This is a genomic window from Rhodococcus chondri (assembly GCF_036327435.1).
Classification (GTDB): domain Bacteria; phylum Actinomycetota; class Actinomycetes; order Mycobacteriales; family Mycobacteriaceae; genus Rhodococcus; species Rhodococcus chondri.
In genome coordinates this window covers 39,098-64,800 of sequence record NZ_JAUZMZ010000005.1, presented here as the reverse complement: position 1 = coordinate 64,800, position 25,703 = coordinate 39,098, and the positions used below count along the sequence as shown (strand labels likewise).

General features: G+C 63.8%; 21 protein-coding genes and 3 pseudogenes. 5 read left to right on the top strand and 19 right to left on the bottom strand.

The window, feature by feature from the left end; translation table 11 throughout:
* The coding region (locus tag Q8814_RS02000; RefSeq protein WP_330150316.1) for an FAD-binding oxidoreductase at window positions 1-508 on the bottom strand (508 nt) is incomplete at its 3' end.
* A 191-nt stretch (window positions 509-699) separates the two neighbouring features.
* On the opposite strand from Q8814_RS02000, the gene Q8814_RS01995 reads away from it, so the two are divergent.
* On the top strand, window positions 700-2,253 hold the full coding sequence (locus Q8814_RS01995; protein WP_330150315.1) for an AMP-binding protein: 1,554 nt from the start codon (window positions 700-702) through the stop codon (window positions 2,251-2,253).
* Between the two features lie 32 nt (window positions 2,254-2,285).
* Here Q8814_RS01995 and Q8814_RS01990 read toward each other — a convergent pair whose 3' ends face one another.
* The 7 genes and pseudogenes from Q8814_RS01990 to Q8814_RS01960 form a co-directional block, all read right to left on the bottom strand.
* Window positions 2,286-2,732, bottom strand: coding sequence for an SDR family oxidoreductase (locus Q8814_RS01990; protein ID WP_330150314.1), 447 nt, complete (start codon window positions 2,730-2,732; stop codon window positions 2,286-2,288).
* Complete coding sequence (locus tag Q8814_RS01985; RefSeq protein WP_330150313.1) at window positions 2,692-3,069, bottom strand: SDR family NAD(P)-dependent oxidoreductase; 378 nt, start codon at window positions 3,067-3,069, stop codon at window positions 2,692-2,694. The genes Q8814_RS01990 and Q8814_RS01985 overlap by 41 nt, the downstream gene beginning before the upstream one ends.
* Window positions 3,069-3,858: pseudogene (locus tag Q8814_RS01980) on the bottom strand (SDR family NAD(P)-dependent oxidoreductase). The gene Q8814_RS01985 and the pseudogene Q8814_RS01980 overlap by 1 nt, the downstream one beginning before the upstream one ends.
* Window positions 3,859-3,940: 82 nt before the next feature.
* Complete coding sequence (locus Q8814_RS01975; protein ID WP_330150312.1) at window positions 3,941-4,117, bottom strand: hypothetical protein; 177 nt, start codon at window positions 4,115-4,117, stop codon at window positions 3,941-3,943.
* Window positions 4,117-4,554: pseudogene (locus Q8814_RS01970) on the bottom strand (3-ketosteroid-9-alpha-hydroxylase); the annotation flags it as partial. The pseudogene Q8814_RS01970 and the gene Q8814_RS01975, both read right to left, overlap by 1 nt.
* A gap of 1,267 nt (window positions 4,555-5,821) precedes the next feature.
* Window positions 5,822-6,106, bottom strand: a pseudogene (locus tag Q8814_RS26490) (IS1634 family transposase); the annotation flags it as partial.
* 705 nt (window positions 6,107-6,811) lie between these two features.
* Window positions 6,812-7,783: a 3-keto-5-aminohexanoate cleavage protein gene (locus tag Q8814_RS01960; protein ID WP_330150310.1), complete on the bottom strand. Its 972-nt coding sequence runs from the start codon at window positions 7,781-7,783 to the stop codon at window positions 6,812-6,814.
* 163 nt (window positions 7,784-7,946) lie between these two features.
* On the opposite strand from Q8814_RS01960, the gene Q8814_RS01955 reads away from it, so the two are divergent.
* Window positions 7,947-9,266: a TetR/AcrR family transcriptional regulator gene (locus Q8814_RS01955; protein ID WP_330150308.1), complete on the top strand. Its 1,320-nt coding sequence runs from the start codon at window positions 7,947-7,949 to the stop codon at window positions 9,264-9,266.
* A 97-nt stretch (window positions 9,267-9,363) separates the two neighbouring features.
* Complete coding sequence (locus tag Q8814_RS01950; RefSeq protein ID WP_330150307.1) at window positions 9,364-10,224, top strand: 3-carboxyethylcatechol 2,3-dioxygenase; 861 nt, start codon at window positions 9,364-9,366, stop codon at window positions 10,222-10,224.
* 290 nt (window positions 10,225-10,514) lie between these two features.
* Here the strand turns inward: Q8814_RS01950 and Q8814_RS01945 are convergent, their stop codons facing one another.
* From Q8814_RS01945 to fdxA, 6 genes are read right to left on the bottom strand one after another with little or no spacing between them, the layout of a single operon-like run.
* Window positions 10,515-11,207 carry an SDR family NAD(P)-dependent oxidoreductase gene (locus Q8814_RS01945; protein WP_408015803.1) on the bottom strand — a complete coding sequence of 231 codons (693 nt, stop codon included), beginning with the start codon at window positions 11,205-11,207 and terminating at the stop codon, window positions 10,515-10,517.
* Window positions 11,208-11,212: 5 nt separating this feature from the next.
* Window positions 11,213-12,013 carry a crotonase/enoyl-CoA hydratase family protein gene (locus Q8814_RS01940; RefSeq protein ID WP_330150305.1) on the bottom strand — a complete coding sequence of 267 codons (801 nt, stop codon included), beginning with the start codon at window positions 12,011-12,013 and terminating at the stop codon, window positions 11,213-11,215.
* A complete protein-coding gene (locus tag Q8814_RS01935) occupies window positions 12,010-13,182 on the bottom strand; it encodes a CaiB/BaiF CoA transferase family protein (protein ID WP_408015802.1) in 1,173 nt (390 codons plus the stop codon). Before Q8814_RS01935 ends, Q8814_RS01940 begins: the two co-directional genes overlap by 4 nt.
* Window positions 13,183-13,191: 9 nt before the next feature.
* Window positions 13,192-13,497 (bottom strand): hypothetical protein, encoded by a 306-nt coding sequence (locus Q8814_RS01930; protein WP_330150304.1) that lies wholly within the window; start codon window positions 13,495-13,497, stop codon window positions 13,192-13,194.
* 46 nt (window positions 13,498-13,543) lie between these two features.
* On the bottom strand, window positions 13,544-15,055 hold the full coding sequence (locus tag Q8814_RS01925; protein WP_330150303.1) for a class I adenylate-forming enzyme family protein: 1,512 nt from the start codon (window positions 15,053-15,055) through the stop codon (window positions 13,544-13,546).
* A 40-nt stretch (window positions 15,056-15,095) separates the two neighbouring features.
* A complete protein-coding gene (fdxA, locus tag Q8814_RS01920; protein ID WP_330150302.1) occupies window positions 15,096-15,419 on the bottom strand; it encodes a ferredoxin in 324 nt (107 codons plus the stop codon).
* A gap of 309 nt (window positions 15,420-15,728) precedes the next feature.
* Here fdxA and Q8814_RS01915 point away from each other — a divergent pair, with 309 nt between their 5' ends.
* On the top strand, window positions 15,729-17,879 hold the full coding sequence (locus Q8814_RS01915) for an acyl-CoA dehydrogenase (RefSeq protein WP_330150301.1): 2,151 nt from the start codon (window positions 15,729-15,731) through the stop codon (window positions 17,877-17,879).
* Between the two features lie 51 nt (window positions 17,880-17,930).
* On the top strand, window positions 17,931-19,115 hold the full coding sequence (locus Q8814_RS01910) for a CaiB/BaiF CoA transferase family protein (protein ID WP_330150300.1): 1,185 nt from the start codon (window positions 17,931-17,933) through the stop codon (window positions 19,113-19,115).
* A gap of 342 nt (window positions 19,116-19,457) precedes the next feature.
* Here Q8814_RS01910 and Q8814_RS01905 read toward each other — a convergent pair whose 3' ends face one another.
* From Q8814_RS01905 to Q8814_RS01885, 5 genes are all read right to left on the bottom strand, one after another.
* Window positions 19,458-20,354 carry a LysR family transcriptional regulator gene (locus Q8814_RS01905; protein ID WP_330150299.1) on the bottom strand — a complete coding sequence of 299 codons (897 nt, stop codon included), beginning with the start codon at window positions 20,352-20,354 and terminating at the stop codon, window positions 19,458-19,460.
* Between the two features lie 97 nt (window positions 20,355-20,451).
* Window positions 20,452-21,948 (bottom strand): aldehyde dehydrogenase family protein, encoded by a 1,497-nt coding sequence (locus Q8814_RS01900; protein WP_330150298.1) that lies wholly within the window; start codon window positions 21,946-21,948, stop codon window positions 20,452-20,454.
* Between the two features lie 33 nt (window positions 21,949-21,981).
* On the bottom strand, window positions 21,982-22,818 hold the full coding sequence (locus Q8814_RS01895) for a mycofactocin-coupled SDR family oxidoreductase (RefSeq protein WP_330150297.1): 837 nt from the start codon (window positions 22,816-22,818) through the stop codon (window positions 21,982-21,984).
* A 536-nt stretch (window positions 22,819-23,354) separates the two neighbouring features.
* Window positions 23,355-24,125 (bottom strand): SDR family NAD(P)-dependent oxidoreductase, encoded by a 771-nt coding sequence (locus Q8814_RS01890; RefSeq protein WP_330150296.1) that lies wholly within the window; start codon window positions 24,123-24,125, stop codon window positions 23,355-23,357.
* Window positions 24,126-24,312: 187 nt separating this feature from the next.
* Window positions 24,313-25,644, bottom strand: coding sequence for a TetR/AcrR family transcriptional regulator (locus tag Q8814_RS01885; RefSeq protein ID WP_330150295.1), 1,332 nt, complete (start codon window positions 25,642-25,644; stop codon window positions 24,313-24,315).
* Between the last annotated feature and the right edge of the window lie 59 nt (window positions 25,645-25,703).

Sequence of the window (25,703 nt, the reverse complement as noted above, 5' to 3'; positions counted from 1 at the left end):
CACCCCAACCTGCCGCGCCGACTCTCGCCCGCGCTGCCACCGTCCATGGTCGGCAAACTCGAATTCCACGTGCGCGCGGTGCCCGGCGGGCGGTGTCGAGGATGAGGGCGCGCAGCGGCGCGAGCCCCGTGCCGCCGGCGATCATGATGACGATGCGACCCGTGTCGTCGATGTGGAGGTCGCCGCCGCGGGCTGCGCCGATGGACCACACCTGCCCGACCTTCGTGTCGGCGACGATCGCTCCGCTGACCCATCCGCCGGGCACCGCGCGCACGTGGAATTCGAGTTTGCCGTCCATGGACGGTGGCAGCGCGGGCGAGAGGCGGCGCGGCAGGTTGGGGTGCTGCGGCACGGTGACGTCGACGTACTGGCCGGCGCGGAAGGGGACGATGCCGTCGCTGCATTCGAGGCGGACGACGGCGAGATCGTGCCGGAGGCGGTGGTGCTCGACGACGGTGGCGGATACCACCGTGTCCGTGTCGGTCGGTGCGGGCGTGGCCGACTGCATGCGTGATCCCCCGAGTGGTGTTGCCGATGTTGCCACGACTCTAGGCGAGGAACCTCCGCCACAACAGAATGGAACATGTTTCAGTTTTGACCGTCCAGCGGTTATCGTGACGGTCGGCGGGTGATTGCCGCCACATCGGCCGGGGAACCGTCGCTTCGGCCGCACCGGCAACGACGATCGGAAGGACGACCATGCCCGAGGAGTACGCCGACCTGCACCGGCCCGTCTTCACCCCGGACCTGCTCATCACCGCGCTCGACCGCAGCGCCGACCGTCCGGCGCTGCACCTCGGCGACGTCGTCCTCACCGGCGCCGAGATGCGCGCCGCCATCAGCCGATTCCAGCAGGCCCTCGCTTCCGTCGGCGTCGGGCAGGGTTCGTCGGTGGCGATGCTGTCGAAGAACCGCCCCGAAGTTCTCATCTCGATGGGCGCGACAATGGTCGCCGGATGCCGCAACAGCGCGCTCAATCCCATGGGTTCGCTCGCCGACCACCTCTACATCACCTCCGACGCCGAGATCGAAACCCTCATCTTCGACCCCACCCATTTCGAGGACCGCGCCGCCGAACTCCGCTCCCAGGTGCCGACGCTGAAGAACCTGTTCTCGTTGGGGCCGTCGAAGGTGGGCACCGACATCCTCGCCCTCGCCGACCGGTTCACCGAGCAGCGGCTCGTCGCCGCACCCGTCGAGTCCGAGGGCACGTCGTCGATGGTGTACACCGGTGGCACCACCGGAAAACCCAAGGGCGTCATGGGTTCGTTCCGGTCGGGGGTCGCCCTCACCCAGATCCAGATGGCCGAATGGCAGTGGCCCGAGCAGCCGCGGTTCCTGATCTGCACGCCGCTCTCGCATGCGGGTGCGGCCTTCTTCGTGCCGACGCTGCTGCGCGGCGGCTGCCTGTACGTGCTGCCGTACTTCGAGCCGGGCCTCGTCCTCGAAACCATCGAAAAGCACCGCATCAACGCCACCATGCTGGTGCCCACCATGATCTACATGCTGCTCGACCACCCCGACTTCGACTCCCGCGACCTGTCCAGCCTGGAAACACTGTTCTACGGTGCGTCGGCGATGTCGCCGGCCCGCCTGCGCGAAGGCATCGAGCGCCTCGGCCAGGTGTTCTTCCAGTTCTACGGCCAGTCCGAATGCGGCATGACGATCTCGGTGCTGCGCAAGGAAGAGCACCTCGTCGACGACCCGGAACGCCTCGCCTCGTGCGGACGTCCCGTGTCGTGGCTCGACGTGCGACTGCTCGACGACGACCTCGACGAGGTGTCGCAGGGTGAACTCGGCGAGATCTGTGTGCGCGGACCACTCGTCATGAAGGGGTACTGGAACAAGCCGGAGGAGACGGCCGAAGCGTTGCGCGGTGGCTGGCTGCACACCGGCGACGTGGCGTGCGCCGACAAGAACGGCTTCCTCACCATCGTCGACCGCAAGAAGGACATGATCGTCACCGGCGGCTTCAACGTTTTCCCGCGGGAGATCGAAGACGTGATCTCGGCGCACCCGGCCGTCGCGTCGGTCGCCGTTGTCGGGGTGCCCGACCAGAAGTGGGGCGAAGCCGTCAAGGCGTGCGTCGTGCTGCGGGAAGGCCAGACCGTGCCCGACGAGGAGCTCATCGAGAAAGTGCGTGCGGCAAAGGGATCGGTGCACGCGCCGAAGTCGATCGATTTCCTCGACGCTCTGCCGCTCACGCCGCTGGGCAAGCTCGACAAGAAAACCCTGCGCGCGTCGTACCGGTAGCGGGCGTCACCGGACAGACGAGCCGGCGACTGTCACATCCGTTGCGACGAGATGTTGCCACCGTCGACGACCAGTTCGGTCGCGGTGATGTAGGCGGCCTCGTCGGACAGCAGGAACCGCATCGCGCTCGCGACCTCCTCGGGACGTCCCAAGCGGCCCAGCAGGATCCGCCGTTCGAACGTGCCCTCCGGGAGCGCATCCACCGTGGGCTGCAGCATCGGGGTCGGGATCTGACCCGGCGACACGCAGTCGATCCGTGTGCCGCTGGGGCCGAGCCGGTCTGCGAGGGACCGGACCATCGACAGCATGCCGCCCTTGGCCGCCGAGTAGACCGGGTTGATCGCGTTGCCGAGAGTCGCGTTGATCGACGAGATACCGACGATCGCCGATCCCTGAGATTCTTCTCGAAATCCGGGAGCAGTTCCTTGACCAGGAGAATCAGGGACGCAGATGCGTGTTGATGCCGAGATCCCACACATCCACGCTCACACCCTCGAGCGATCCGGTGTCGACGATTCCCGCGGCGTGGACCAGCCCGCCGATATTCGGCAGCGCCGCCCTGGTGGCATCCAGCGCCGCCGCATAGAGGGCGGGATCGCTGAGGTCGACGCCCACTCCGACGGCAGCGACGCCGAATTCGTCGGCGATACGCTCGGCCTCGGCGACGGCCTTCGGCTCGTTGAGGTCCCAGAGCGCAACCGGCCGGCCGTCGCGCGCGACCGCTCGCGCCGAGGCCAATCCGATTCCGGAGGCGCCGCCGGTGACGATGACTCCGGTCGACGGTGAGCGGGGGATGTTCGCAGCTGCGTCGGGCATTACCGGCCCATCATCGCGCGAGTTTCGGCGGACACCTCGCGCACAATTTCGCCGCGCGGGAATCCGGCTCGCTTGGAAGCCAGTTCGTAGTTGCCGCCCGCGACCCAGATCGGTCCGTCGGTGAGATGCTCGAGTCCCTCACGCGCGACGTCGTAGGGGTCCGACGCGTTCAGGCCCGGCATGTCGAAGTCGAGGCCGACCCTCTCCATGGCGGGAGTGCGGGTGACGCCCAGCACCGGTTGGAGGACATCGACACCGTGTTCACCGAGCTCGACCCAGAGGCCCTCGGCGAAGACTCGGGTGAATGCCTTCGCGGAAGCGTAGATGCTCATGTGCTCGGCGCCGACGAATCCGGCCAGCGAACCGAGCAGGATGATGCCGCCCCGGCCGCGCTCGCGCATCGGTGCGCCGAAGATCTGCGTCAGCTCGAGCTGACGGTCGATGTTGAGGGTGAGCACCTGCCGGCAGGCGTCGAGGTCACCGGTGACGAACTCGTGGCCGTAGGTGTTGGCGCCCGCATTGAAGATCAGCAGACCCACCTCGAGATCGGAGGTCACCTCCTTGATGCGGTCGAGCGCGTCGGTGGCCAGCAGGTCGAGGGCGAGGGTACGCACTTCGACTCCGTGAGCGCGTGCCTTGGCCGCGGTCTCCTCGAGCGGTCCCGGCTTGCGGGCGAGCAGCACGAGGTTCAGTCCCGCCTTCGCCAGCTTCCTCGGCGAAGCCGGCTCCGACGCCTTCCGATCCTCCGGCGATGAATGCCCACGGGCCGTACTTGTCTTTGTCGATCATGATTTCTGCTCCCATTGTTCTTGTCGGCGGTGCTCAGTCGGTTATCGGGATGCGGCCGTCCACGGCGGCGAGGGCGATGGACTCACGAAGCGCCGAGCATCTCCCCACCCGCCCCGCCCGACGTGGGCGCCGAACCGTCCTGGTACTCGTCACAGACGGTGTCGGGCCGATCGGTATCCCACTGGACGCTCGTGTGCTGCCAGCTGTGCTTCTCGACGAGGACCGCGACGCCGCAGCGCTCACACTCGACGCGCTGCATCAGGCCGGCGCACCCGCGGAAGCTCGCTGGGCAAGATTGTCGGCGACCTCCTGCTTCCACGCCTCGACCGGCTTGGTGGTGTCGAGTTCGAACTCGAAGCGGTCCACCATCTCCGGGGTGACGTCGGCGACGTCGACGTAGAACTGTTCGTACCATCGGCGTAGCTGGTAGACCGGGCCGTCCTCGTTGGTTAGCAGCGGGTTCTCGATGCGGGTCTTGTTCTTCCAGATCTCGATGTCCTGCTCGAACCCGATCCCGATGTAGCCGATCATCGCGTCGACGAGCTGATCCGCGATCTCGGCCGGGACCGCGTCGGTCTTCTTGACCGCGATGCCGTACTTGAGTACGAACTTGTCCGGGGCGATCGGGTAGTGGCAGTTGATCAGCACGGAATCCACGTCGTACTGGTCGTAATGGTAGATCAGGTCGTCGATCATTGTAGGGTCTCGCTGCCGGTGGCATTTGAGACGCCGCGACCTGTGGACTTGGCGCTTGTCTCACGACATGATTGCGGCGACCTGTCTCAATTTCCTGGCATTTCTTCCGCGATCAGGAAGCGGGCCGTGCCGATGGCCCTGGTGAAGCCCCGTATCGTCCAGTCGCATGGCATGGTTGGTGCTTGGCGTTCTAGCGCTGATGGTGTTGGTGACGGGCGTGGTCGCGCCACGGCGGGACCAGCTTGGCCGCGCCTCCGGGTTTCCGTGGTTCTGGGTGGTGTTCCCCTCGACATGCATTCTTGTCGCGGCCACGGTGGCCGTCTTCGCGTGGCCTCAGGTGTTGACCGGATCGGGAAGTTACTGGTGGGAACCGCCCACTGCGAATCGGCCGGGTTTGCAGTTCTTGTCGAGCGAGCAGTACCAGCGGTTTATGACACTGCGCCGGTGGAGGTGGGTACTACCTGCGGTGTCCCTTGTGGGAATCGCGCTGTGCATGTGGGCTTGGCGGCGCCGCCGTGTCTGAGCTCACCACGGTCGATAGTCCTGATGCCGGCGCGCATCAGCGGCGCTTCGTTCACCCGGCTGTCGGGGACAAGATGTGGTTGACGTTCCCGCCGGCCAGCCTCATCTCCCTGGTAGCGAGCGTAATGTCACCATTTTGAACATCTTCGAGGGGCTGTTGCGGACCGCACCACCGCCAGTCCTTCACCATCGAGCATCGACCCTGACGACCTGTTGACCCGACATTCGACATGGGCGTGTCTCACAACAATGGCGGATCCGCCACCGGCCCGCCACCCATCGTGAGATTCCGCCACGGTTCTCGAGACCCTACATCGATGTAGGGTCTCGCGGCCGGTGACATTTCGGGACGCTGCGATCGGCACGTTCGCCCGTTGTCTCATGGTGTAGTCTCCGCGATTTGTATCAATGCTGTGGCATTTCTTCAGGAACATTTCGAAGCGCGCGTGCCCGGCGGTCGTGTCGGCGGGTGACCACACCCATCTTCGCTTGCAGGATCGTCCCGTCGATGATGACAGGGAACAGGAACGCGATTTCTCGCGGTTGGGCGGGCCTGGATCGACAAGTCTCGTAGCGCGATGAAGCCGAGAATGAATGATGCTGCGGCGATTCCCCACGGTGATGGCGATCGACCGATCGATGTGAGGGTGCCGGGTAAGTAGGGCGGGGTATTGGGCGAATATGCAGGTCAGCGCAGTCAGGCGTGGATCCGCGTCGGCGGTGGCGGCGAAGGCCTGGCCTGCATCCGCGCACGCTCGAGCGACGCCGTATCCAGCCGCCGGCCTTTCGCGGTTACCGTCACGAACCGCGTGGACTTCGGTGCGGTGTCCCCGTCGACCACCGCCCGGGCACGGGCTTCCTGCGCATTCAAAGTCTTCTCGTCACGAGCGGCGCGGCTGCGCGAATACTGCCACACCGCCCTCCACGCATTCGGATGCGCCGCCCGATCCCATACCGGTTCGGCACGTTTGCGAGAGTTGTTGACCACTGAGCGGCCGTGCCGCGGTGTGATCGTATCGATGATCTGGCCCAAGTGACGTTTGATCGTCGCGTAGCTCGGCGGGTCCGCCCCGAGGTCCTGCAGGACCCGGCCGGCGTCGAGTTTCGATCCGGGTTCACCAGATCGCGGAACACCGCGTCGTCGACGATCCCGAAGCCGAGTTGGTCGTACACCTCGGTCAACACCTGCCGCAGCAGCACCGACCCGGTCGATTCGGTACGTCCCGGCGCGTCCACCTGCGGGGGTTCGGCTGTAGGCTCGAGCAGTGCGCTCTGCCCGCCGACCAGGGCCTTTTCGACCGGAATCTGGGGTGTGACGCCCAGGTCGAGGGCCTGCTGGTCGGGTTCGAGCCAGGCACGAGCGCGTTCGAGGAGCATCCGAGTTCGACGTCGGTGTGGGCGGAACCGAGATGTTTGACGATCTCCTGCCGGCCGCCCACGTATCGGGCGACCTGCACGGCCGTGGCCCCGGACTTGGTGCGCACCTTCCTGATAAACGCCACCCGCCGAGCCTGAAACCCGGGCTGTTAGTGCGTGAAATCGGCTCGATCGCGACGAGAACCAGCAGGTCACAGACGTGAGGCGTCGTTCATGCCGAATACGTGAGCCAACTCAGGTTCGACGTGCCGCAGTACCGCCGGCTTGTGCTTGGCACGCCGTTCGAGCTCTCGTGGTGACGTGCGGTCTTCCTCTCATCGGAAGACCCGACTGTCAACAACCTCCTGCAGTTCCGGAGCTAGTCCATAGCTTCGAACATATACCCGTGCAACACGTTACGTGCCTCGGGGCAGGATGCCACAGGACGACCTACCGAATCGACCAAATCACCTGCAGCCTCGACCATCTCACGGTTGGACGCGGTGGACAGTCCGGCAGTGTCTTGCACACCGACGCGTAGGTGACCGCCGCGTTCGAGCGCATACCGCGCGAGAGGGGTCTCGAGGAGTTCGCCGCCGATCACCGCGACGCTCCACGGAATAGATGTGCCGCGCAACATCGACAGATACGCATCGAGCGCCTCTACAGTGGGTGGCAGGCCGAAGTTGAGGGCGCGTTTGCCGACGTCGTACGAACTGTGGTCGCCGGCGAAGTAGAGCTTGACCATGGATCCGGCAGGTAATTTTCCTGCGCGTGCGTAGGCCAGTGCAAACCGCAGATTGCCCGGCTCGTGTACTCCGATGGTCAGGGGAACTCCGGTCTCGTCGGACAGTCGGACTACGCGCTGCGCATCGTCGAATGTGACTCCGACGCGATCGGTGGTCACCGGAAATCCTCGACTGTCATAGCCCGCCATCATGACCGAGCCGGGATTCAACGGAAACATGCCGATCGTGCCCGTCGTGGCGAGGGGACGAAAATGAGCAACTCTGTCAGGGAAGGACGGGCCCGGCAGGGAGCCAGGGTAAAGAATGGCAGACGGCTCCTTGTCCAGCACGGCGTGACCTATGCGCCTCATCTCCACGAGAGCTTCGTCGGGATCCAGACGGGAGTCGTGGCGATAGTGGATGATCGAGGCCCCTGCTGCGAGGCATTCGAGGGCGGTGGTCACCGTTCCTGTGAAGTCTTGAGCATTGCGGCCGATGGGTGTTATCGCGGCCTCGATGACAACGGGACGCTCGGACAGGCTGCTGGAACCGCTATCTGTCATATCGCCATGCTCTCTGGATCGCGGGTTCGTCTGGAGTGGAGTAACGCGAGTGTCGCTCACAATCTGACGTGCAGTCAACCCTTTGTACCGGCACCTCCAGTCGAGTAGACCGTTATAGCTGCTGTTGGCAAGGTTTGTATGCGAACAGGATGGGCTAGATTAGATTGACTTGCTGTCAGAGATATCGTGTCGATCGGATGGTTCATTCCGAGGAGGTTGCCAAATGGAGTCTGTCCGGCGACGCGGATACGGTCCGGCCTCCGCTGTTGTCGGCGAGCGGGGCGGCCACACTCGTGAACGGATCCTGACAGTAGCGTTGAACCAGTTCGCAGCGCGGGGGCTCTCTGCCGTATCTGTCCAGGAGATCACCCGCGAAGTGGGTGTCTCTCGAGCCAGCTTCTACCAGTACTTTTCCGGCAAGGACCAGATACTGCTCGAACTCAGGGAAGAGTGTGGGAGCGCGGCGAGAGAGTTCGTCGCCACGTTGCACGGACTCGGCCCCACTCGCGAAGGTTTCGTCGTGCTGCGCCAGTGGATCGAGGGTTGGGCCCCCATCTACGACCGTTACCTCCCGATCTTCGCGGAGTGGGCGGTCATCGGAGTCGATGGGCAACGAGGTACCTCCCCGCTCACAGATACGATCACCGCGCTGCACCAGCAACTCGCAGCGATCTTGAGGAACGAGGAGGCTGTCTCTCTCGACTCGATGCACGCATCCATCGTGCTCACCAACTTGATTCTGCGGTTCAATTTCACGCTGCACCGGTCGGGAGCCATCGAGACGAGATCAGAGCTCGGCTACTTTCTGGCGGTGATGGTTCAGCTATTGCTGTACCCCGGTACGCCGCCGGAGGCGGTCTGTCCTCGCGCGGATGAGCCTCCGGAGTGGGTGACACGCCGAGTCCCACCACCGGAGGAGAGGAAGCGCTCCGGCGGGTTCGAAGCTCGGTTCGGAGGCCTGTCGGCGCGCGCCGCAGGCACCGTGCGAGCGCTGCTGAGCTCGACGCTACGGGCGTTGACGGAAGTCGGCTACGACCGTGCGCAGGTCGACGAGATTGCAGCCGACGCGGAGGTCACGCGTACCACTCTGTACAAGTACTTCGATGAAAAGCTGGATCTGCTGCTCGCTCTTTCGGAGGAATGTTCGTATGAGTTGGCTGCGGATGCAAGGCGTTTCGGACGCCTTGATCCAGCAACCGACCACGATGGAACTCAGCTGCGACGGTGGGTGCGGGACTCGTTCTCCCTCCACGACCGGTATCGGGCTGTGTATCGCACCTGGATCGATCGCTCGCCGGCACACGCTGACCTCGACGTCATGCGTCGTCAAGTTGTGGACGATATGCGGTGGGCGTTGCGCACCACCCTCAGTGACCTGCCCCGACGTCATCCACTCGACGTGCGCGTGGCGCACATCCTACTGGTCGCACTCATCGAGGAGGTCCCCGCGGCATTCGCGGCGAACGGCCTACCTGTCGATCGCGAAGAGCAGACCGAATTGTTTTCCCTCCTGATCGAACGTGCACTGTTCGCCCGAGTCTGACGATATTTCCCGAGTATCTCGACGCAGCTCTCCCCATAATCTAACGTTTATGTCATATTGAGTCCGATCGACGGCCCGGTGACCGAGGAGACTGCAGATGGCAAAGCGCGACAGGCTCGTAGTGTGTGCGAGTCACAGTCCGGGCATGGAACGAGATGTGGAGAAGGTCTTCGGGACCAGCTTTCGGGACGGCCTGGCACGGGCTGCGGCACGGGTGCGCGAATTCGATCCCGATTACATCGTGTTGTTCGGAGGGGACCACCGACGCGCCTTCCGTCACGTCGTGCCTACGTTCGGTGTGGCCCTGTCGGCGGGGGTCATCGCGGAGGGCGGGCACGCCGCGGGTGCGTTGGCGGTTCCACAGGACAGAGCACGCGCGCTTGCCGAACACCTCCTCAAGTCCCACTTCGACATCGGGGTCTGTCGCGACATCGAACTCGATCACGCGTTTGCGCAGCCGTTGCGCGACCTTACGGGCGCTCTCGATCGATACCCCGTGATCCCAATCCCTATAAACTGCGCGACCGCGCCACTGCCGCATGCCCGGCGGGTACTGGATTTCGGTGACGCGGTGGGCCGTTATCTCGATGAGCAGGGCGATCGTGTGCTCGTGATCGGTACCGGCGGCCTGTCGCACTCACCGCCGAGTCTGGAGCTCGACACCTACGACATCGATGATAAGGAACGCGCACGGGTAATTGCAGAGGGGCTTCCCGGCGCACGCAAAAAGATCAAGCCCGAGTGGGACAAGAGCCTCCTCGACGCGTTCGCCGCCGCTGACCGTGCGGCACTCGTGGAGCTGGCCGACTCGGCACACACGCGCGCCGGCGCGGGGGCCAACGAGGTGCGCACGTGGCTCGCGGCATCCGCCGCAGGCGGCGGTGGCCCGCTCTCCGCGTTGGTTTACGAACCGGTTGAGGAGTGGATCACCGGGATGGCTGTGGCCGTCTCCGATTGACTTGGGTGTTCGGCTGTAGAGGCCAGTTTCTGACACCGTATACGTAGATCGTGTCCCGTAGGCAGCTACTGCAATGGTCGGGACACCGACATGAATCGGTCCTGGCACTGGCACTGGCAGTGGCAGTGGCAGTGGCAGTGGCAGTGATGGCCACCGCCACTGCCGCCGACGAGGAACACCTCGTTGGCCCATGCGTATGTACCGGCGTGAGTCAGTGACCTGGCTCGACACATGCGGGCACGGAGTCCTATGCGGTGGTAGATGCCTCCCGCGGGGAAAGGACCGCTTGTTCAACCGACATTGGTCACCGGAATCGAGCCGCCGGTAATCGCCGCTCCGTTGTGGGACAACAGAAAGTCGATCACCTTCGCAATGTCTCCCGGTTGCGACCAGGATCGGCGGTCGGAATCCGGCATTGCAGCGCGGTTTCCCGGGGTGTCGATCACGAAGGGCAGCAACGCATTCACACGGATATGGTCATCAATGTACTCGAGGGCAAGCGTTTCGACCAACGCGACCACCGCAGCCTTGGACGCGATGTACGAGGCTGCACCTGGGAACGGTCGGCGGGTCGCGGCCGCCGACATGCAGATTACGGAACCTCCGCCGTTGCGAATCAAATGCGGAAGAGATGCCTGGGTGACCGTGTATGCGGTCCGCAGATTCAGATCGAGCTGCGAGTCGAGCACCTCGATCGGTGCCTCGTGCACGCGCTGACCAGCAGTGAATCCGCCGACGAGATTGACCAGGCCGAACAACGGTGCATGCGGATCCGCCGCTGTCACCGACAGCAATGTCTCGACGTTGCCCTCATCGGCCAGATCGGCCTCAACAAGGTGCAGGTTCGGATGCTCGGTGAGCCGGTCGAGTTCCTCGCGGACGATCCACGGCACGACGACGCGCCAGCCCGTGTCGAGGAGGTGTTTCGTGACCACGGAGCCGAGACCTCCGGTACCACCGGTGACCAGAACTGTTCGGTTCACCGCGCTCACCGTCCAGACCATACGGGGGCGCGCTTCTCGGCGAATGCGCGCGGTCCCTCTTTCGCATCATCAGACGATGCGATGGTGGGCAGTGCATCGGACGTCATCTGCCAACCGGAATCTTCGCCGGAAGCATTCTGAGCCAAGGCGATTCGCTTGTGCGCTTGTACGGCCAGAGGTGCGTTCGCAGCGATCGCCTCTGCGAGTTCGAGTGCGGTGGTGAGCACATCGGCCGCCGGCACGACACGGTTGACGAGGTGCAGTTCGAGCGCCCGCTGAGCAGTAATGGAATCGCCCGTCATCAGTAGTTCCATCGCCACGGTCTGCGGGAGTTTGGCAGTCAGGCGGAACGCGCCGCCGGCGCCGGCGATAAGTCCGCGCTTGACCTCCGGCAGTCCGAACACGGCCGTATCCGCTGCGATGACGAGGTCGCTGGCCAGAACGAGTTCGGCTCCGCCGCCGAGCGCGGGAGCGTTCACTGCAGCAATCGTAGGCTTGCTGATGGCGTGACCGACATATCCTGCCAATCCCCACTTTTCGCGTCCCTCCGGGATGATGCGCTCGCCGCGGGTGATCGCTTTGAGGTCTGCTCCCGCGCAGAACGCTTTATCCCCGGCGCCGGTGAGGACGACGGCGCGAATCTCGGGATCGCGGTCGGCTTCCTCGAGAGCGTCGCCGACAAGGAGACACATTTCAGCGTTGACCGCGTTGCGGGCCTCGGGACGGTTGAGCGTGATGAGCATGACGTGGCCGTGACGTTCGATCAGGGCGGAAGGCGCGGTCGTGGTCACACCGGGTGAAGTCATGGATATTCCTCTCCAGAGTCGGATCGTGCGGTGTCGTGCTCGCGCCACATGTGCCGGGGAGCGACGGAGATGCGAGGCGGAGCGCTGGGTGTCGGCGCCGGAGTACGAGAGAACCGGGCGGCGGGAAGCGGTTGGACCACTTCGTCGAGCTCGGCGAAAGTGTTTCGCGCGATGAAATGAGGATCGGCAGGAGCTTCACCGAACGTCAGAACGGGGGTGACGCAGGCGTCGACCGTATCGAATATCTCGGCCCACTCGTCTCGGGTGCGGGTACGGAACCGGGCGGCGAGGATTTCTCGTAGGGCGGGCCAGTTTTCGCGGTCGCCGCGATCGGGCACCGCGGCTTCGTCGAGTCCGAGGGCATCGAGCGTCCGCCCGTAGAACTTCTTCTCGAATGCACCCACGGCCATATATCGGCCGTCGGCGCACTCGTAGGTGTCGAGATACGGGCAGCTGCCGTCGACGAGATTCTCGCCCCTTCTGTCGGACCACGCACCGCTGCCGCGCAGCGACCAGTTGAACTGGGCCAACAACGCCGCACCATCGGCCGCGGCGACATCGACCACCTGCCCGCGTCCGGATGCGGCACGCTCCCACAGTGCCGACAGGATGCCGACGACGAGGAACATCGAGCCCCCGGCGAACCCTCCGATCAGGTTGAGGGGCGGTACGGGCCGATCATTGGGACGCCCCATTGCATGCAGGATGCCCGTCGGTGCAAGGAAATTGATGTCATGCCCGGCCTGCCCGGACCGAGGGCCGTACTGTCCCCAGCCGGTCACACGCGCGTAGACGAGCCGCGGATTGCGGGCGAGGCAATCATCTGGGCCGAGCCCGAGTCGTTCGGCGACCCCGGGCCGGAAACCCTCGACCAGCACGTCGGCGCGAGCGATGAGGTCGAGTACTTCCGCCACGGAATCGGGATCGCTCAGGTCGGCAGCTACGAGCGTGCGTCCCCGTCGGATCTGATCGTCGGCGCTTCGCGGCAGGCCCGGTCGCTGCACGCACACTACCTCTGCGCCGAGGTCGGAGAGCACCATGGCGGCGTATCCGCTCGGTCCTGCGTTGACCAACTCCACGACCCGAAGTCCGGCCAGGGGACCACGCTCGTTATCGGCAGGGGCAGAGGGCGATTGCCCGTCCCGGTCCGAATCTGCCGCGTATCTCATCGGTTCCGGTCAGTCACTCGAGGGCAGCGGCTGGGCCGTTTTGAGCTCGAGCAGTTGATCGCCGAGCGCGGGGCTGCCGCTGCCGGGCTTGGTCACCAGGATCTCGACCGTGGCCTCGGCGTCGCGATAACGTTTGCCGAGAACACTGCCGGCGGCGAAGGCGCTGTCGATCGTGAGTCCTTCGGTGACGGGCTTGCCGATCTCGATCATGGGATGGCCCCCGCAGTTCAGGGCGGCCGGCGGGTTGTCGGCACGAACGACGATGACTTCTGTAGTGCAGACCTGACTGCGCAGGCGTGCTCCGGTCTTCAGCATGAGTGCGGTCCTTCCTGAGATGGCTGAGATGGGGAGAGTGGGCTGTTCACACGGAAACGACGGTTGCGCTGTCGGCGAGAATGTCTGCGACGATGTTGCGTCGCAGAATTTTCCCTGTCGCGGTGGACGGAAGTTCCGAGCGGAAGACGATCAGGTCGGGAGTGCGGGATCCGCGCAGGTGCGCTCTGACGTACTGGCGCAGTTCCTCCGGGTCGGGCTGGTCACCGGGCTCGGGTACCACGGTCGCAGCGATCGCCTGGCCCCAACGGTCATCGGGAATGCCGACAACCGCGACGGACCGTACCTTCGGATGACGGATCAGGACATCCTCGATTTCCGCCGGTGCGATGTTCTCGCCGCCGCGAATGATGGTGTCGTCGTTGCGGCCGACCACGAACAGAAATCCGTCCGCATCCTGGTACGCGAGGTCGCGCGTCGGAAACCACCCCTCGTCGTCGAGCGACGACCCCGACCCCATGTATTCACCGGAAACCTGCGGGCCTCGCACCCACAGTTCACCCTGCTCGCCGATCCCGACGGGGTTGTCCTCGGCGTCTCGAATCACAATCTCGATGCCGGGAACAGGACGTCCGATGGAACCGAGACGGGCTCGCACGTTGGGGTCACTGCTGGAGAGTGCATCCCGATGATCGTCGGGTCCGAGCAATGCGATAGTCGAACTGGTCTCGGTGAGACCGTAGGCGTTGACGAAACCGACCCCCGGAAACGCACGCAACGCGGCTTCGAGGGTGGGCAGTGGCATGCGGGCCCCGCCGTACGACAGCGACTTCAACGTGGGTACGTCCGCCTCTGCTCCGTCGAGGGTGTCGACGATCATGTCCAGCATCGTGGGCACCACCATCGCCGACGTGACAGCGGTGTCGCGCGCGACGTCGAGCCAGCGCTGTGCATCGAAATGCGGAAGATAGACGATGCGACGGCCGGCGTAGATGTTCGTCAGAATCGTGCCCATACCGGCGATGTGGTACGGGGGCACGCTGACGAGTGCGCCATCCGTCTCCTCCGCCGACGCGTACTCGACGGTGCCCATCACATAACTGAGCAGGTGGCTGTGGCGCAGAACCACGCCCTTCGGGGCCGAGGTCGTGCCGCTGGTGAACAGCACGATGGCCGTGTCTTCCGGATCCACGACGGCGGGTTCGGTGACGGCGACCGTTTCGATGCGGGCGCGAAAATCTTCGACGGTGACAATCTGGCCGGCAGCACTGGACACGGCGTCGAGGTAGCGTTGTTCGACGACCACGAGAGGACGTGACAATCGCCCGATGAGTTGTTCCAGTTGCTCGGGCGAGAGCCGGTAGTTCACCGGGGCGAACGGGACGCCGGCGTGGGCCGAGGCGAACACCAGGGTGGGCAGATCGAGCCCGGACCCTCCGAAATACACGACGGTGTCGACATCCGCAGACTGGATCACCGAGCCCGCGGCAGCCACCCGGTCTGCGAACTGTTGGTAGGTCACAGTCGTGTCGTCGACAACTAGTGCGGTGCGGTCAGGGTTTCCCGAGACTGCCATCTCGAGGAGGAGAGAAATACTCATTGTCCGTTCCGATCGATCGTCGGGATCCGGCGAGGCCGGGTCAGCTCTGGTTCATCGGGGTGAGGTTCTTGATGGAAGGCGGGTCGTTCTCGGTACGACCAACCTTCGCGGCTCCGCCGGGGGAGCCGAGGTCAACGAAGAAGTCCGCGTTGCCCGTGATATAGCCATTCCATTCCTCGGGAACGTCGTCGTCGAAGAAGATCGCTTCGACGGGGCAGACGGGTTCACACGCACCACAGTCGACACATTCGTCGGGGTGGATGTACAACATGCGGGCACCCTCGTAGATGCAGTCGACGGGGCATTCTTCGATGCAGGACTTGTCCATCACATCGACGCAAGGTTCGGCGATAACGTACGGCACGGCGGGCGATACTCCTCGTTCGGGTTGTGACCCAGATCAACTCAATGCCTAGAGTAAGCGACGTTCTGACGCTTTGTCTATATTCGATCGGCGTGATCCCGAAGCTGGACAGTCAACCGCAGAAGTTGGTGTTAGTAAGGGCAATTTGCCCTCAGGAAAACGTACTGCGCACGATTGAACGGTTGACCCTGTTGTAAGTCCGGCAGGTTCGATACGCTGCGATCTGACAAGTGAGTCATTAGTTTCGGCCGGCCCATCGGGACACTGCGGTGCCCCGGGGGGACCGGCTCGATCGAAAGGTATTGCGCCATGGCATTGGCGATCTCCGAGGACCATAAGGAACTGGCTGCCGTCGCGGCGGCGCACCTCGCGCGTCAGAAGGCCCGAGCAGCAGCTCGAAACACCTTGGACGGCGCGGTGGACACAACCACGTTGTGGTCCTCGACGGCAGAGCTGGGCTGGCTCGGATTACACGTCCCCGAAGAATTCGGAGGATCCGGCTTCGGCCTGCCGGAACTCACGGTCGTCCTCGAAGCGGTCGGTCGTGACCTGGCGCCTCTCCCGTTCCTGCCTACTGTCACCGCTGCTGCGATCCTCGCGCACGCGGCTCGCGACGAGCTGCGGTCGGCCCTTCTGCCCGGACTCACCGACGGTTCTGTGATCGGTGCGGTCGGCATCGCACCCGGTCTGCGACTGGATTCGACCAGGATTCTCACCGGGGAGAGCCGGGCAGTTCTCGGCGCCCCGGAAGCACGCCTCCTGGTCCTGGTTGCCGGCGACGACGTGGTGGTGCTGGACAAGGACTCGATCGGGTTGACCGTTACGGCACTCACCGGACTCGACACCACCCGAAGCATCGGGACCGTGGCCGCACAAGCGGTGACAGTGCCCGCAGACCGAGTGCTGCGCGGAGCAGCCGACGTTGCCGTTTCCCTGTATCGCATCCTCACTGCGGCCGAAGCTGTCGGCAGTGCCTTCACCTGCCTCGAGACAGCGACCGAGTACGTCAAAACCCGGGAGCAGTTCGGCCGGCCGGTCGGCACCTTCCAAGCAGTCAAGCACCACCTCTCGAACATGCTCATCGACATCGAGCTCGCCGTCGCCGCAACATGGGACGCGGCGCGGTCCGCCGATCTCGACCGGGGCGGCTTCGCCGCCGCAGTGGCGGCGGCCAACGCCACTCGCGCGCAGGTCAACGCTGCGCGACTGAACATCCAATTGCACGGCGGCATCGGGTTCACCTGGGAGCACGACGCACATCTGTACCTGCGCCGAGCCGATACGGTGGCCGCGTTGCTGAACGACGGACGCCGTCCCCACGCCGATATTGTGGCGGCCTACCGTGCCGGTCAAGCGCACGGTGCCGCGCTCGAACTGCCGCCCGAGGCCGAAGAATTCCGGGAGCAGGCCCGCGCTGCGGTGCAACGCCTGGCGACGCTGCCCGAGTCCGAACGGCGGGACTACCTTGTCGACAGCGGATACCTGGTGCCGCACTGGCGCAAGCCGTGGGGCCGTGAGGCAGGGGCAATCGAACAGCTGGTCATCGAGCAAGAATTCGAGGACGTCGAACTCCCGGACCTGGGGATTGCGGGTTGGGTGACTCTGACTCTGTCCCAGGTGGGTTCGGAAGAACAGAAGAAGCGCTGGATCGATCCGGTTCTGCGGGGAACGAACAGCTGGTGCCAGCTGTTCAGTGAGCCGGGTGCGGGTTCGGACGCCGCTGCTGTGCGGACGTCCGCGACTCGCGTCGACGGCGGCTGGCGCGTGAACGGCCAGAAGGTCTGGACGAGCGCTGCGATCGGTTGCCAGTGGGGATTGGCGACGGTTCGCACCGATCCCGAGGCCGCTAAGCACGCGGGCGTCACCATGATGGCGATCGACCTCACCTCGCCTGACGTCGAGATCCGCCCACTGCGTGAAATCACCGGCGACGCACTGTTCAACGAGGTGTTCTTCGACGACGTCTTCGTGCCCGACTCCGATGTCGTCGGGGGAGTGGGCGAAGGGTGGAAGGTCGCCCGCGCCACGCTGGGCAACGAGCGGGTATCGATCGGTGGTGGCGCGGGTTCGATTCCGTTCACGGGCAACGAACTGGTCAAGCTTCTGGACAGTGCGGTCGATGCCGACGCCGGGGTCGAACGCGAGGTCGGCGAGGTGCTGGCGGAGGAGCACACCCTCCGTCTGCTCAATATGCGCCAGGCGGTCCGTGCGATCATCGGCGCGGGCCCCGGCCCCGAAGCCAACGTCACGAAGCTGGTGAGGGCCGAGCATTCACAGCGCATCACCAACCTCGGCCTCACCCTCGCGGGGACCGCGGCAGTCACCGGCCGAGAACCCGATGTCACGTACCCGTACCTGTTTTCACGGTGCCTGACCATCGCCGGCGGAACCTCGGAGATCATGCGCAACACCATCGCCGAGCGGATCATCGGTTTGCCCCGTGATCCACTGGTCCGCTGAGTCGTTCGAGTGCATGGTCCGCTGAGTCGTTCGAGTGCAGGAGGGTTCACCATGACCGATCTTCCACTTGCGGGGATCACCGTTGTCAGCGTCGAGCAGGCAGTGGCAGCGCCGTATGCAACCCGGCAGCTCGCGGACCTCGGCGCGCGCGTGATCAAGGTCGAGCGTCCGGATGCGGGCGACTTCGCGCGTGGATACGACGAGACGGTCCACGGGCAGTCGAGCTACTTCGTATGGCTCAACCGCTCGAAGGAATCGGTCACCCTCGACCTGAAGTCGGCGGACGGACTGGAGGTCCTCGGTGAATTGATCGGTAGTGCCGACGTATTCGTCCAGAATCTGGGTCCCGGTGCTACCGAGCGGATGGGCTTCGGTACCGATGCGCTCACGGATGCCCACCCGGAGTTGGTCGTGTGTGAGATCTCCGGATACGGCTCGGACGGCCCGTGGCGGACCCGCAAGGCATACGACCTCCTGGTTCAGGCCGAGGCAGGGCTGCTGTCGCTTACAGGTTCACCGGAAGAGGTTGCCAAGGCGGGGATTTCGGTTGCCGATATCGCGGCCGGCAGCTTTGCGTACTCGGGAATCCTTGCCGCGCTGTTCGCGCGGGTCACCACCGGCCGGGGCCGCGCTGTGCGCGTGTCACTGTTCGAGGCCCTGACCGAGTGGATGGGTTCGCCTGCCTATTACGCTGCATACGGTGGGAGCAGTCCGCGGCGCACGGGCGCCCGTCACGCCACCATCGCTCCGTACGGGCCGTTCATTGCGGGGGACGGCGGGACGGTCCTCCTCGCGGTGCAGAACGAGCGTGAGTGGGGTCGGCTGTGCACCGACGTGCTCGGTCGTCCCGATCTGATCGACGATCCGCGTTTCGCGCGCAATCCCGATCGCGTCGCGAACCGTGACGAGCTCGAGAAGATCATTGCGGACATCGTGCAACGCTACGGCGCAGACGAACTCGCGGAGCAACTCGAGACGGCCTCGATTGCCAACGCGCGGATGAGCACCATGGATCAACTCTGGGAGCATCCCGTGCTTGCGGAACGTGAACGGTGGCGGGAGGTGCCCACGCCCGGCGGTGCGATTCGTGCGCTGCTTCCCCCCGCGGACCTTGCCGGTGTGGAACCGCGCATGGCCGCCGTACCTGCGCTCGGCGAGCATTCCGACGCAATCCTGGCGGAACTGGGCCGAAGCAAGACCGAGATCGATCGGCTTCGCTCCGCCGGAATCGTGTGAGCAGTATGCAGCTGTGCAGTATGCAGCGAGGTGCAGTGTGCAGCGCAGCTTCTCAGGTTCCGGCGAGTTCATACGCCGTAGTCGTTCGATATCCATTCGTCCCGAAAAGGGTGGTCCAGATGATGGTGTGGCAGTGTGAGAGGAGATCGACACGGGTCAAAGTTGCGCTGGGTCCTGCTGCTCGAATCGATCGCAATGTGCGTGCCACAGCGCCGTCGTCACTGCTCGGACTGTATGTGAACACCCCCGGTATCCGGGCGGCGTGCCCGCCGACTTCCAGGGCACCTTCGATCCTCGATACCTGGGAAAGACGAAGTGACACATAGCCGGAATCGATGAGCACTATCGCCGTCGACTGTCGGTTCCGTCCCGGCCCCAGTCCCGTGCCACCTCGGCGAATGCGGAAGTCGCCGAGGTGAGCAGACCGGGTCGAGTGACGATGCCGACCTCGCTGGTTTCCGTCGGGACGAGCCGCTTCCGCACCACGCCGGGGATCGTGATCTCCGATGCTTGGGATGCGAGGAACGCAGCCACCCCGGATCGAACCATCTCGATCGACATCCACCGATTCTCGTTCTCCAGCACCGCATTTACTGTGATGCCGATCTGATGTGAGAAACGGTCGAGTCGATTCCGCGAGGCCGATCCAGCCGGAGGCACGATGAGTGGTACATCGGACAACTCGTCCCACGGCAGGTCGGTCCTGTTCGGATCACTGTCCCACGCTTGCGGGAGCAGAAGGACAAGCGTCTCGGTGGCGATCGGCTCGGTGTCGACTCCCGGTAGCGCCTCGTCGATACGTGCCAATCCGACGTCGCACACTCCGGTTTCGACAAGGTGGAAGATGTCTGCGTCGTCGCGTGGAGCTGAGATCTGCATCCGGATCCCAGGGTATCGCCGCGCGAATTCGGAGATGATGTCTCCCGTGGATACCGAAATCGTTTGTGAATAGACAAGCCTGAGATGTCCTACGGTCGTGCCCCGGATGCCGGATACCGCTTCGTCGAACAGATCGAAATCCTGCAGAATGCGACGGGCAGGAACGAGCAGCGTCTCACCATCCGACGTCAGGACGGCGCCGTGTCGTGTCCGATGGAACAGTCGCAGCCCGATCTCCGTCTCGAGCTTGGCGATCGAATGTGACAGCGACGATTGCGTGACATGGAGGGCGGCCGCCGCCCTGGTGAAGGATCGGTGCTCAGCGACAGCCACCAGGATTCGGACCTGCTGCAGTTCCACCCGGCCAGTGTAGGCGTAGTCGGTTTCATGCCAACCTGATTCAGGAGCGCCGGTGTGCTGTACACACCGACGCCCCGAGCGAATCGCCGAGTTTCGGTCAGGCAGGGACTCCGATGGACTTGGTCTCCAGGAATTCTTCGAATCCTTCGATACCGTGCTCACGGCCGAGCCCGCTCTGGCGGTATCCGCCGAACGGCACGTCGTCGCTCATGAACGCGGCCCCGTTGACTGCGATCGTGCCGGTGCGGATGCGGCGAGCGACGCCGACTGCATGTGTGACGTCGGCACCGAACACCGAGCCCGACAGGCCGTACAGGGAGTTGTTGGCGATCTCGATCGCCTGCTCCTCGGTGTCGTATGGAATCGCAACGAGGACGGGACCGAAGATTTCTTCCTGTGCGATCCTGGCGCCGGGGTCGACGTCGGCGATCAGCATGGGGTTGAGGAAGAAGCCGCGCTCGTGACGATCCGAACGGCCGCCACCGAACACCACACGCCCTTCGGTACGGCCGAGGTCCATGTACGAAAGCACCCGTTCGAACTGGGTTCGGTTGATCACCGGTCCGATCAAGGTCGTCGGATCGGTAGGGTCACCGGGCACGAGGTGTTCCATGACCGTCTCGGCCAGTTGCAGCCCTTCTTCGTAGCGGGAACGCGGCAACAACAGACGGGTGGTCAGTGCACAGCCTTGCCCGGCGTGCGAGCACACCGAGCCTGCGATATACGGAAGGGCTGCCTGCAGGTCGGCGTCCGGCAACACGATTGCCGCAGACTTGCCGCCGAGTTCGAGGAGCGTGCGCTTCACCATCGGCGCGACTGCAGTCAGAATGCGCCGACCTGTCGCTGTGGACCCGGTGAAGGTGACGACGTCGACCCGTGGATCGGTAGTCAGGGCTTCACCGACAGCATTGTCGGACGACGTGACGATGTTGAGCACACCGGCGGGCATGTCGGTGTGCTCAACTGCGAGTTTGCCGATCATTGTCGCGGACCAGGGCGTGTCCGGTGCAGGTTTGAGTACCACAGTGCAGCCGGCGGCGAGTGCAGGAGCAATCTTGGTCATGTTCAGGTAGAAGGGATAGTTCCACGGGGTGATGGCCGCCACCACACCTGCGGATTCCTTTCGCACGATCGGGCGGGTCTCGGTCCCGAGCGCGGACCGTGCCGGGAACTGTCGCTCGTATTCATACGTGGTAGCGAGGTCTGCTGCCCAGCGCAGTGCCGAGATACCGGGACCGATCTGCATATGGTCGTGCAGTGCAATCGGGGCCCCGGCTTCAGCGGTGACCACTGCGCCGAGGTCGGGGGCGTGCTTCTCCATTGCATCGGCCAGCTGGTGAAGGACGCGTCGGCGCAGCTCTGCATCGGTCGACCAGTTCGTCGAATCGGAGGCGTGGCGAGCGGCCCCGATCGCCGCGTCTGCGTCCTCGATCGCCGCGTCTGCGGTTACGCCGATGACTTCCTCGGTCGCGGGATCGATGTTTTCGTACACCCGCTCCGAGATGGCGGGGACGAGTTGCCCGTTGATCAGCATCCGGGACTCGCGCAACACGAGAGCATTCATGTGCGAACGAGATTCGGTGGTGCCGTCCATTGATTGTCCTTTCGTCGCATTCCGGCGGTGCGGTCAGAGACCGAGGTTCAGACCGGCACCCGCATCGATGCGGATCTCCTGCCCGGTGAGGTAACGGGATTCGTCGGATGCGAGGTACACGACGGCGCTCGAGATGTCGGACGGTTCGACCCACGGTGTGGGGATCGCCTGCATACTGGTGAAGCCGTCCTTGACGTCGGCGAGAGTGGGATTGTCCAGGTCGTCCCGGAACATGCGGTACATCGGGGTGCTGTGCAGCATGTCGGTGTTGCAGTTCGTGGGATGGATCGTGTTCGCTCGGATACCCTTGGCTGCGAGCAGGTGGGCGACACTGCGGATGTAGTTGGGGATCATACGTTTCGCCAACCCGTATCCCATTCCGCCGGGCGACGACAGTCCTGCGGGCATCAAAGCGGCCAGTGAACCTGTCGCGATGATCGATCCGCCGTCCCCGAGATGCGGAATGGCGGCATGAATTGTGTTGACAACGCCGACGAAGTCGACATCGAACGCATCGATGAATGCCTGAACCGGGAGGTCTGCTCCCAGTGGGCAGATTCCGGCGTTGGCGACCACAATATCGAGTCGGCTGAGCTTTTCGACGGCGGACGCCAGTTCCTGTTCGAGACCGACTCGGTCGCGCACATCGACTTTCGCAGCGACGATACGGCGACCCTCGGCCTCCACCAACTTGACCGTGTGTGCGAGGTCTTCTTCGGTGGCCAGTTCGTATTCGTTCGTCGAGATATCGGCACACAGGTCGAAGGCGATGATGTCGGCGCCTTCCTCGGCCAGGTGCACGGCGTGGCTACGGCCCTGGCCGCGTGCCGCTCCACTAACGAGTGCGACTTTGCCCTGAGTTCTTTTCAACTTCGTTCTTCCTATCGCTTGTGAAACACGAAGAGCCGGCGATGTGCTCATGCGGAGCCGCTCGTCTCCCTTGAATCGGGTCGACCGTGAGTCCGCGAGGGGCGGGGTAAGGATCGATTCGAACCTAGGTGATCCACATCACGATAGGAAGTGGGAGGAGCTACATTCGTCATGGTATTCATTCACGCTTCGCATGAATACATTTCATACTTTCCCGGCGGTACTCACAGTGCACGTATCTACCCGCAAGGATGAGGTCGTAGACCGGCCGGCAGAAGAGGGATAGCGTTGGGCCCGAGCGGTATTGCCGAAAATATGAATCCGGGTTCGGTGTTCGTTTCACACACCACCGGACAGGTTGCCACTCTGATGCGGATACCGGAATCCAGGTCGGATCGAGACAGCCTACTCTCGCCGCAGATCTGGAACTCGTCGCGGAAGCGGTCCGGCCGGTAACGACCACGGCCGGGGACACCGAAAAACGCGGCCCGACGAAGGTCGGGCCGCGTTTTCTCTCGGGTGCGAACTTGTCCGGTCTACTTCGGCTGGAAGCGTAGTGCGCCGTCGATGCGGATGACTTCGCCGTTGAGGTAGTTGTTCTCGGCGATGTGCTGCACCAGTGCGGCGTACTCGGACGGGCTGCCCATGCGATTGGGGAACGGAACAGCCGATCCCCACTTCTGGTCGGCCTCTTCGCGCTCCATCTTGAAGGCGGGCGTGAAGAAGGTGCCCGGTGCGATGGCCATGACACGAACGCCCTGCTTCGTGAGGTCGCGAGCAGCAGGAAGTGTCAGTCCTACGACGCCGCCCTTGGCTGCGGAGTACGCAGTCTGACCGATCTGACCTTCGAATGCGGCGATGCTGGCGGTGTTGATGACGACGCCGCGAGCGCCGTCCTCGTCCGCGGTGTTCTTGGCCATTGCAGCGGCTCCGAGCCGCAGCACGTTGAAGGTACCGTTGAGGAAAAGATTGACGTACCACTGGAATTGCTGGAAGGACGCAGGCTCGCCGTCGCGGCCGACGACACGTGCCGCTCCGGCGCTACCGCCATGAGCATTCACGACGATCTTGAGCGGCGCGAGTTCTTCTGCGACGGCGATTGCAGCGTTGACGCTGGCCTCATCCAGTACATCGGTGGCGACGTAGCGGACCCGCTCGCCGAGCTCGGACTCGAGGGCCTTTCCCTTCTCGTCGTTGAGGTCGGCGATGACAACGGCGGTACCGGCAGCAACGAGCCGGCGAACCGTTGCCTCACCGAGGCCACCGGCTCCGCCGGTGACAAGCGCGGACGCAGTCGTAATGTCCATGGAATCGGGCCTTCCTATCGGCTTGGGTGCAAGCGGTGGTTGCATCTACATCCAAAATGACATAAGCGTCAGAAATTAGCAATACCCATGTAGGGCATTGTTTTTCGGGAATGGTAATGCGCTCTTGCGCGCAGCGGTTGTGCCCACTCCGAAATCTGGGTCGGCGCGGTTGCGCGGGGGTGGGAGGTCAATCCTCCACAGAGGTGAAGAACCCACGCCGAATGGCGGTCAATATGAGATCGATCGTTTCGTCGGGAGTGAGCGGTTCTTCCATTTCCTGTGCTGCTTGCGGTAGGCGCGTGATAAGTGCCCGAAGGATGAGAGCGGACAGTATCGGGTCGAACGGGTAAGTGCGAGGGTAGGGCGCCAAGACCTTCAGTAACGAAATATCGATGGAAGCTTGTGCGTAGGCGCCGAGACCGTGCACGAGCTCGCTGTCGGCAGTTCGTTCGGTCCACGCTTCGATGGAACCCGAGTAGTGCTCGGTGTACTCGATGAAGGCCTTCAGCCACTCACTTGGTGCCGTGTCGCCGGGATCAGTCAAGTCGAGCTCGCGGAGACCGTGCGCGAGATCGAGGGCGCGGTCTGCCGATTCAATGCACAGGGTGGTGAGTAGATCCTGCTTCTCGCTGAAGTACTTGTAGAACGTGCCACGGGCGAAGCCGGCAGCCTCGACAATGTCGTCGACGCTGGTGCGGTGGTAACCCTTTGCGCGGAACTGTTCCGCACCAGCCGCAACCAAGGCCCGTACCGTGTTTGAGGCGCGTTTGGTGAGTCCCTCGGTGCGGTCGGCAAGGCTCAAGCCTTCGGTGGAGGGCCGATCGGGCAGGCTGATGGCACCCACCCCTACGGTGCGCAATTTCAAGCTGTGTAGCACGGACGCAGGGGTTTCCGGGAACAGAAACAACTGGAGAAACACCGACAATGCGTCGACAATCGATTGAGTTTCCCGACCGTAAGCCCGGTCTGTGTGAATGAACAGGTTGACGCGGTGCACCAGAGCTGTCATTGCCATCGCCGCAACTCGTGGTTCGATGCCGGCAAGATTGGATTCTTCGAGACGCTTCGAGACTCGCTCGTTGTAGGTCGCGACGAAGCGGTTGATTTCCGGTTGCACCGCGGACTCCGACGCAGCGACCACGGTCCACTGGACGAACATCGTCGAATACTTTTCGAAGACCCAACTCCACTCGCCCAACCACCAGTTGAGATTGTCGAATCCCACCTCGGTCGGCCCAAGGGGGCCGATGCGGCGAGCTACGCGGAACAGGGCACGTCCACACTCGTCCAGCAGTTCGAGGAAGATCTCGTCCTTACCCGGAAAATACTGGTAAAGCGTGGCGCGGGAGATATCTGCGGCCTTCGCGATGGCATCTACCGAGGTACCGAAAAACCCTTGCTCCGCAAACAGGTCCAGCGATACCTCGATGATTCGCCGACGTGTCGAGGCGCCCCGTTTGCCCACTTCGGGGCTCGACGGGCCGTAACTTGCGCGACGGTAGATCGGATTTTCTGACATCAGTGCACAGCCTAGATGAGAGGAGTCGGTTGCCGCGACGACTCGGAGAGGATTGTGAC

Bases quoted from the DNA above. Each gene is read 5' to 3' on its own strand.
- Q8814_RS01975 (WP_330150312.1), bottom strand. From the start codon at position 4,117: ATGCAGCGCGTCGAGTGTGAGCGCTGCGGCGTCGCGGTCCTCGTCGAG.
- Q8814_RS01930 (WP_330150304.1), bottom strand. From the start codon at position 13,497: ATGCTGAAGACCGGAGCACGCCTGCGCAGTCAGGTCTGCACTACAGAA.
- Q8814_RS01950 (WP_330150307.1), top strand. From the start codon at position 9,364: ATGGCAAAGCGCGACAGGCTCGTAGTGTGTGCGAGTCACAGTCCGGGC.
- Q8814_RS01925 (WP_330150303.1), bottom strand. From the start codon at position 15,055: ATGAGTATTTCTCTCCTCCTCGAGATGGCAGTCTCGGGAAACCCTGAC.
- Q8814_RS01910 (WP_330150300.1), top strand. From the start codon at position 17,931: ATGACCGATCTTCCACTTGCGGGGATCACCGTTGTCAGCGTCGAGCAG.
- Q8814_RS01990 (WP_330150314.1), bottom strand. From the start codon at position 2,732: ATGTGTGGGATCTCGGCATCAACACGCATCTGCGTCCCTGATTCTCCT.
- Q8814_RS01995 (WP_330150315.1), top strand. From the start codon at position 700: ATGCCCGAGGAGTACGCCGACCTGCACCGGCCCGTCTTCACCCCGGAC.
- Q8814_RS01890 (WP_330150296.1), bottom strand. From the start codon at position 24,125: ATGGACATTACGACTGCGTCCGCGCTTGTCACCGGCGGAGCCGGTGGC.
- Q8814_RS01935 (WP_408015802.1), bottom strand. From the start codon at position 13,182: ATGAGATACGCGGCAGATTCGGACCGGGACGGGCAATCGCCCTCTGCC.
- Q8814_RS01900 (WP_330150298.1), bottom strand. From the start codon at position 21,948: ATGGACGGCACCACCGAATCTCGTTCGCACATGAATGCTCTCGTGTTG.
- Q8814_RS01885 (WP_330150295.1), bottom strand. From the start codon at position 25,644: ATGTCAGAAAATCCGATCTACCGTCGCGCAAGTTACGGCCCGTCGAGC.
- Q8814_RS01955 (WP_330150308.1), top strand. From the start codon at position 7,947: ATGGAGTCTGTCCGGCGACGCGGATACGGTCCGGCCTCCGCTGTTGTC.
- Q8814_RS01985 (WP_330150313.1), bottom strand. From the start codon at position 3,069: ATGCCCGACGCAGCTGCGAACATCCCCCGCTCACCGTCGACCGGAGTC.
- Q8814_RS01915 (WP_330150301.1), top strand. From the start codon at position 15,729: ATGGCATTGGCGATCTCCGAGGACCATAAGGAACTGGCTGCCGTCGCG.
- Q8814_RS01940 (WP_330150305.1), bottom strand. From the start codon at position 12,013: ATGACTTCACCCGGTGTGACCACGACCGCGCCTTCCGCCCTGATCGAA.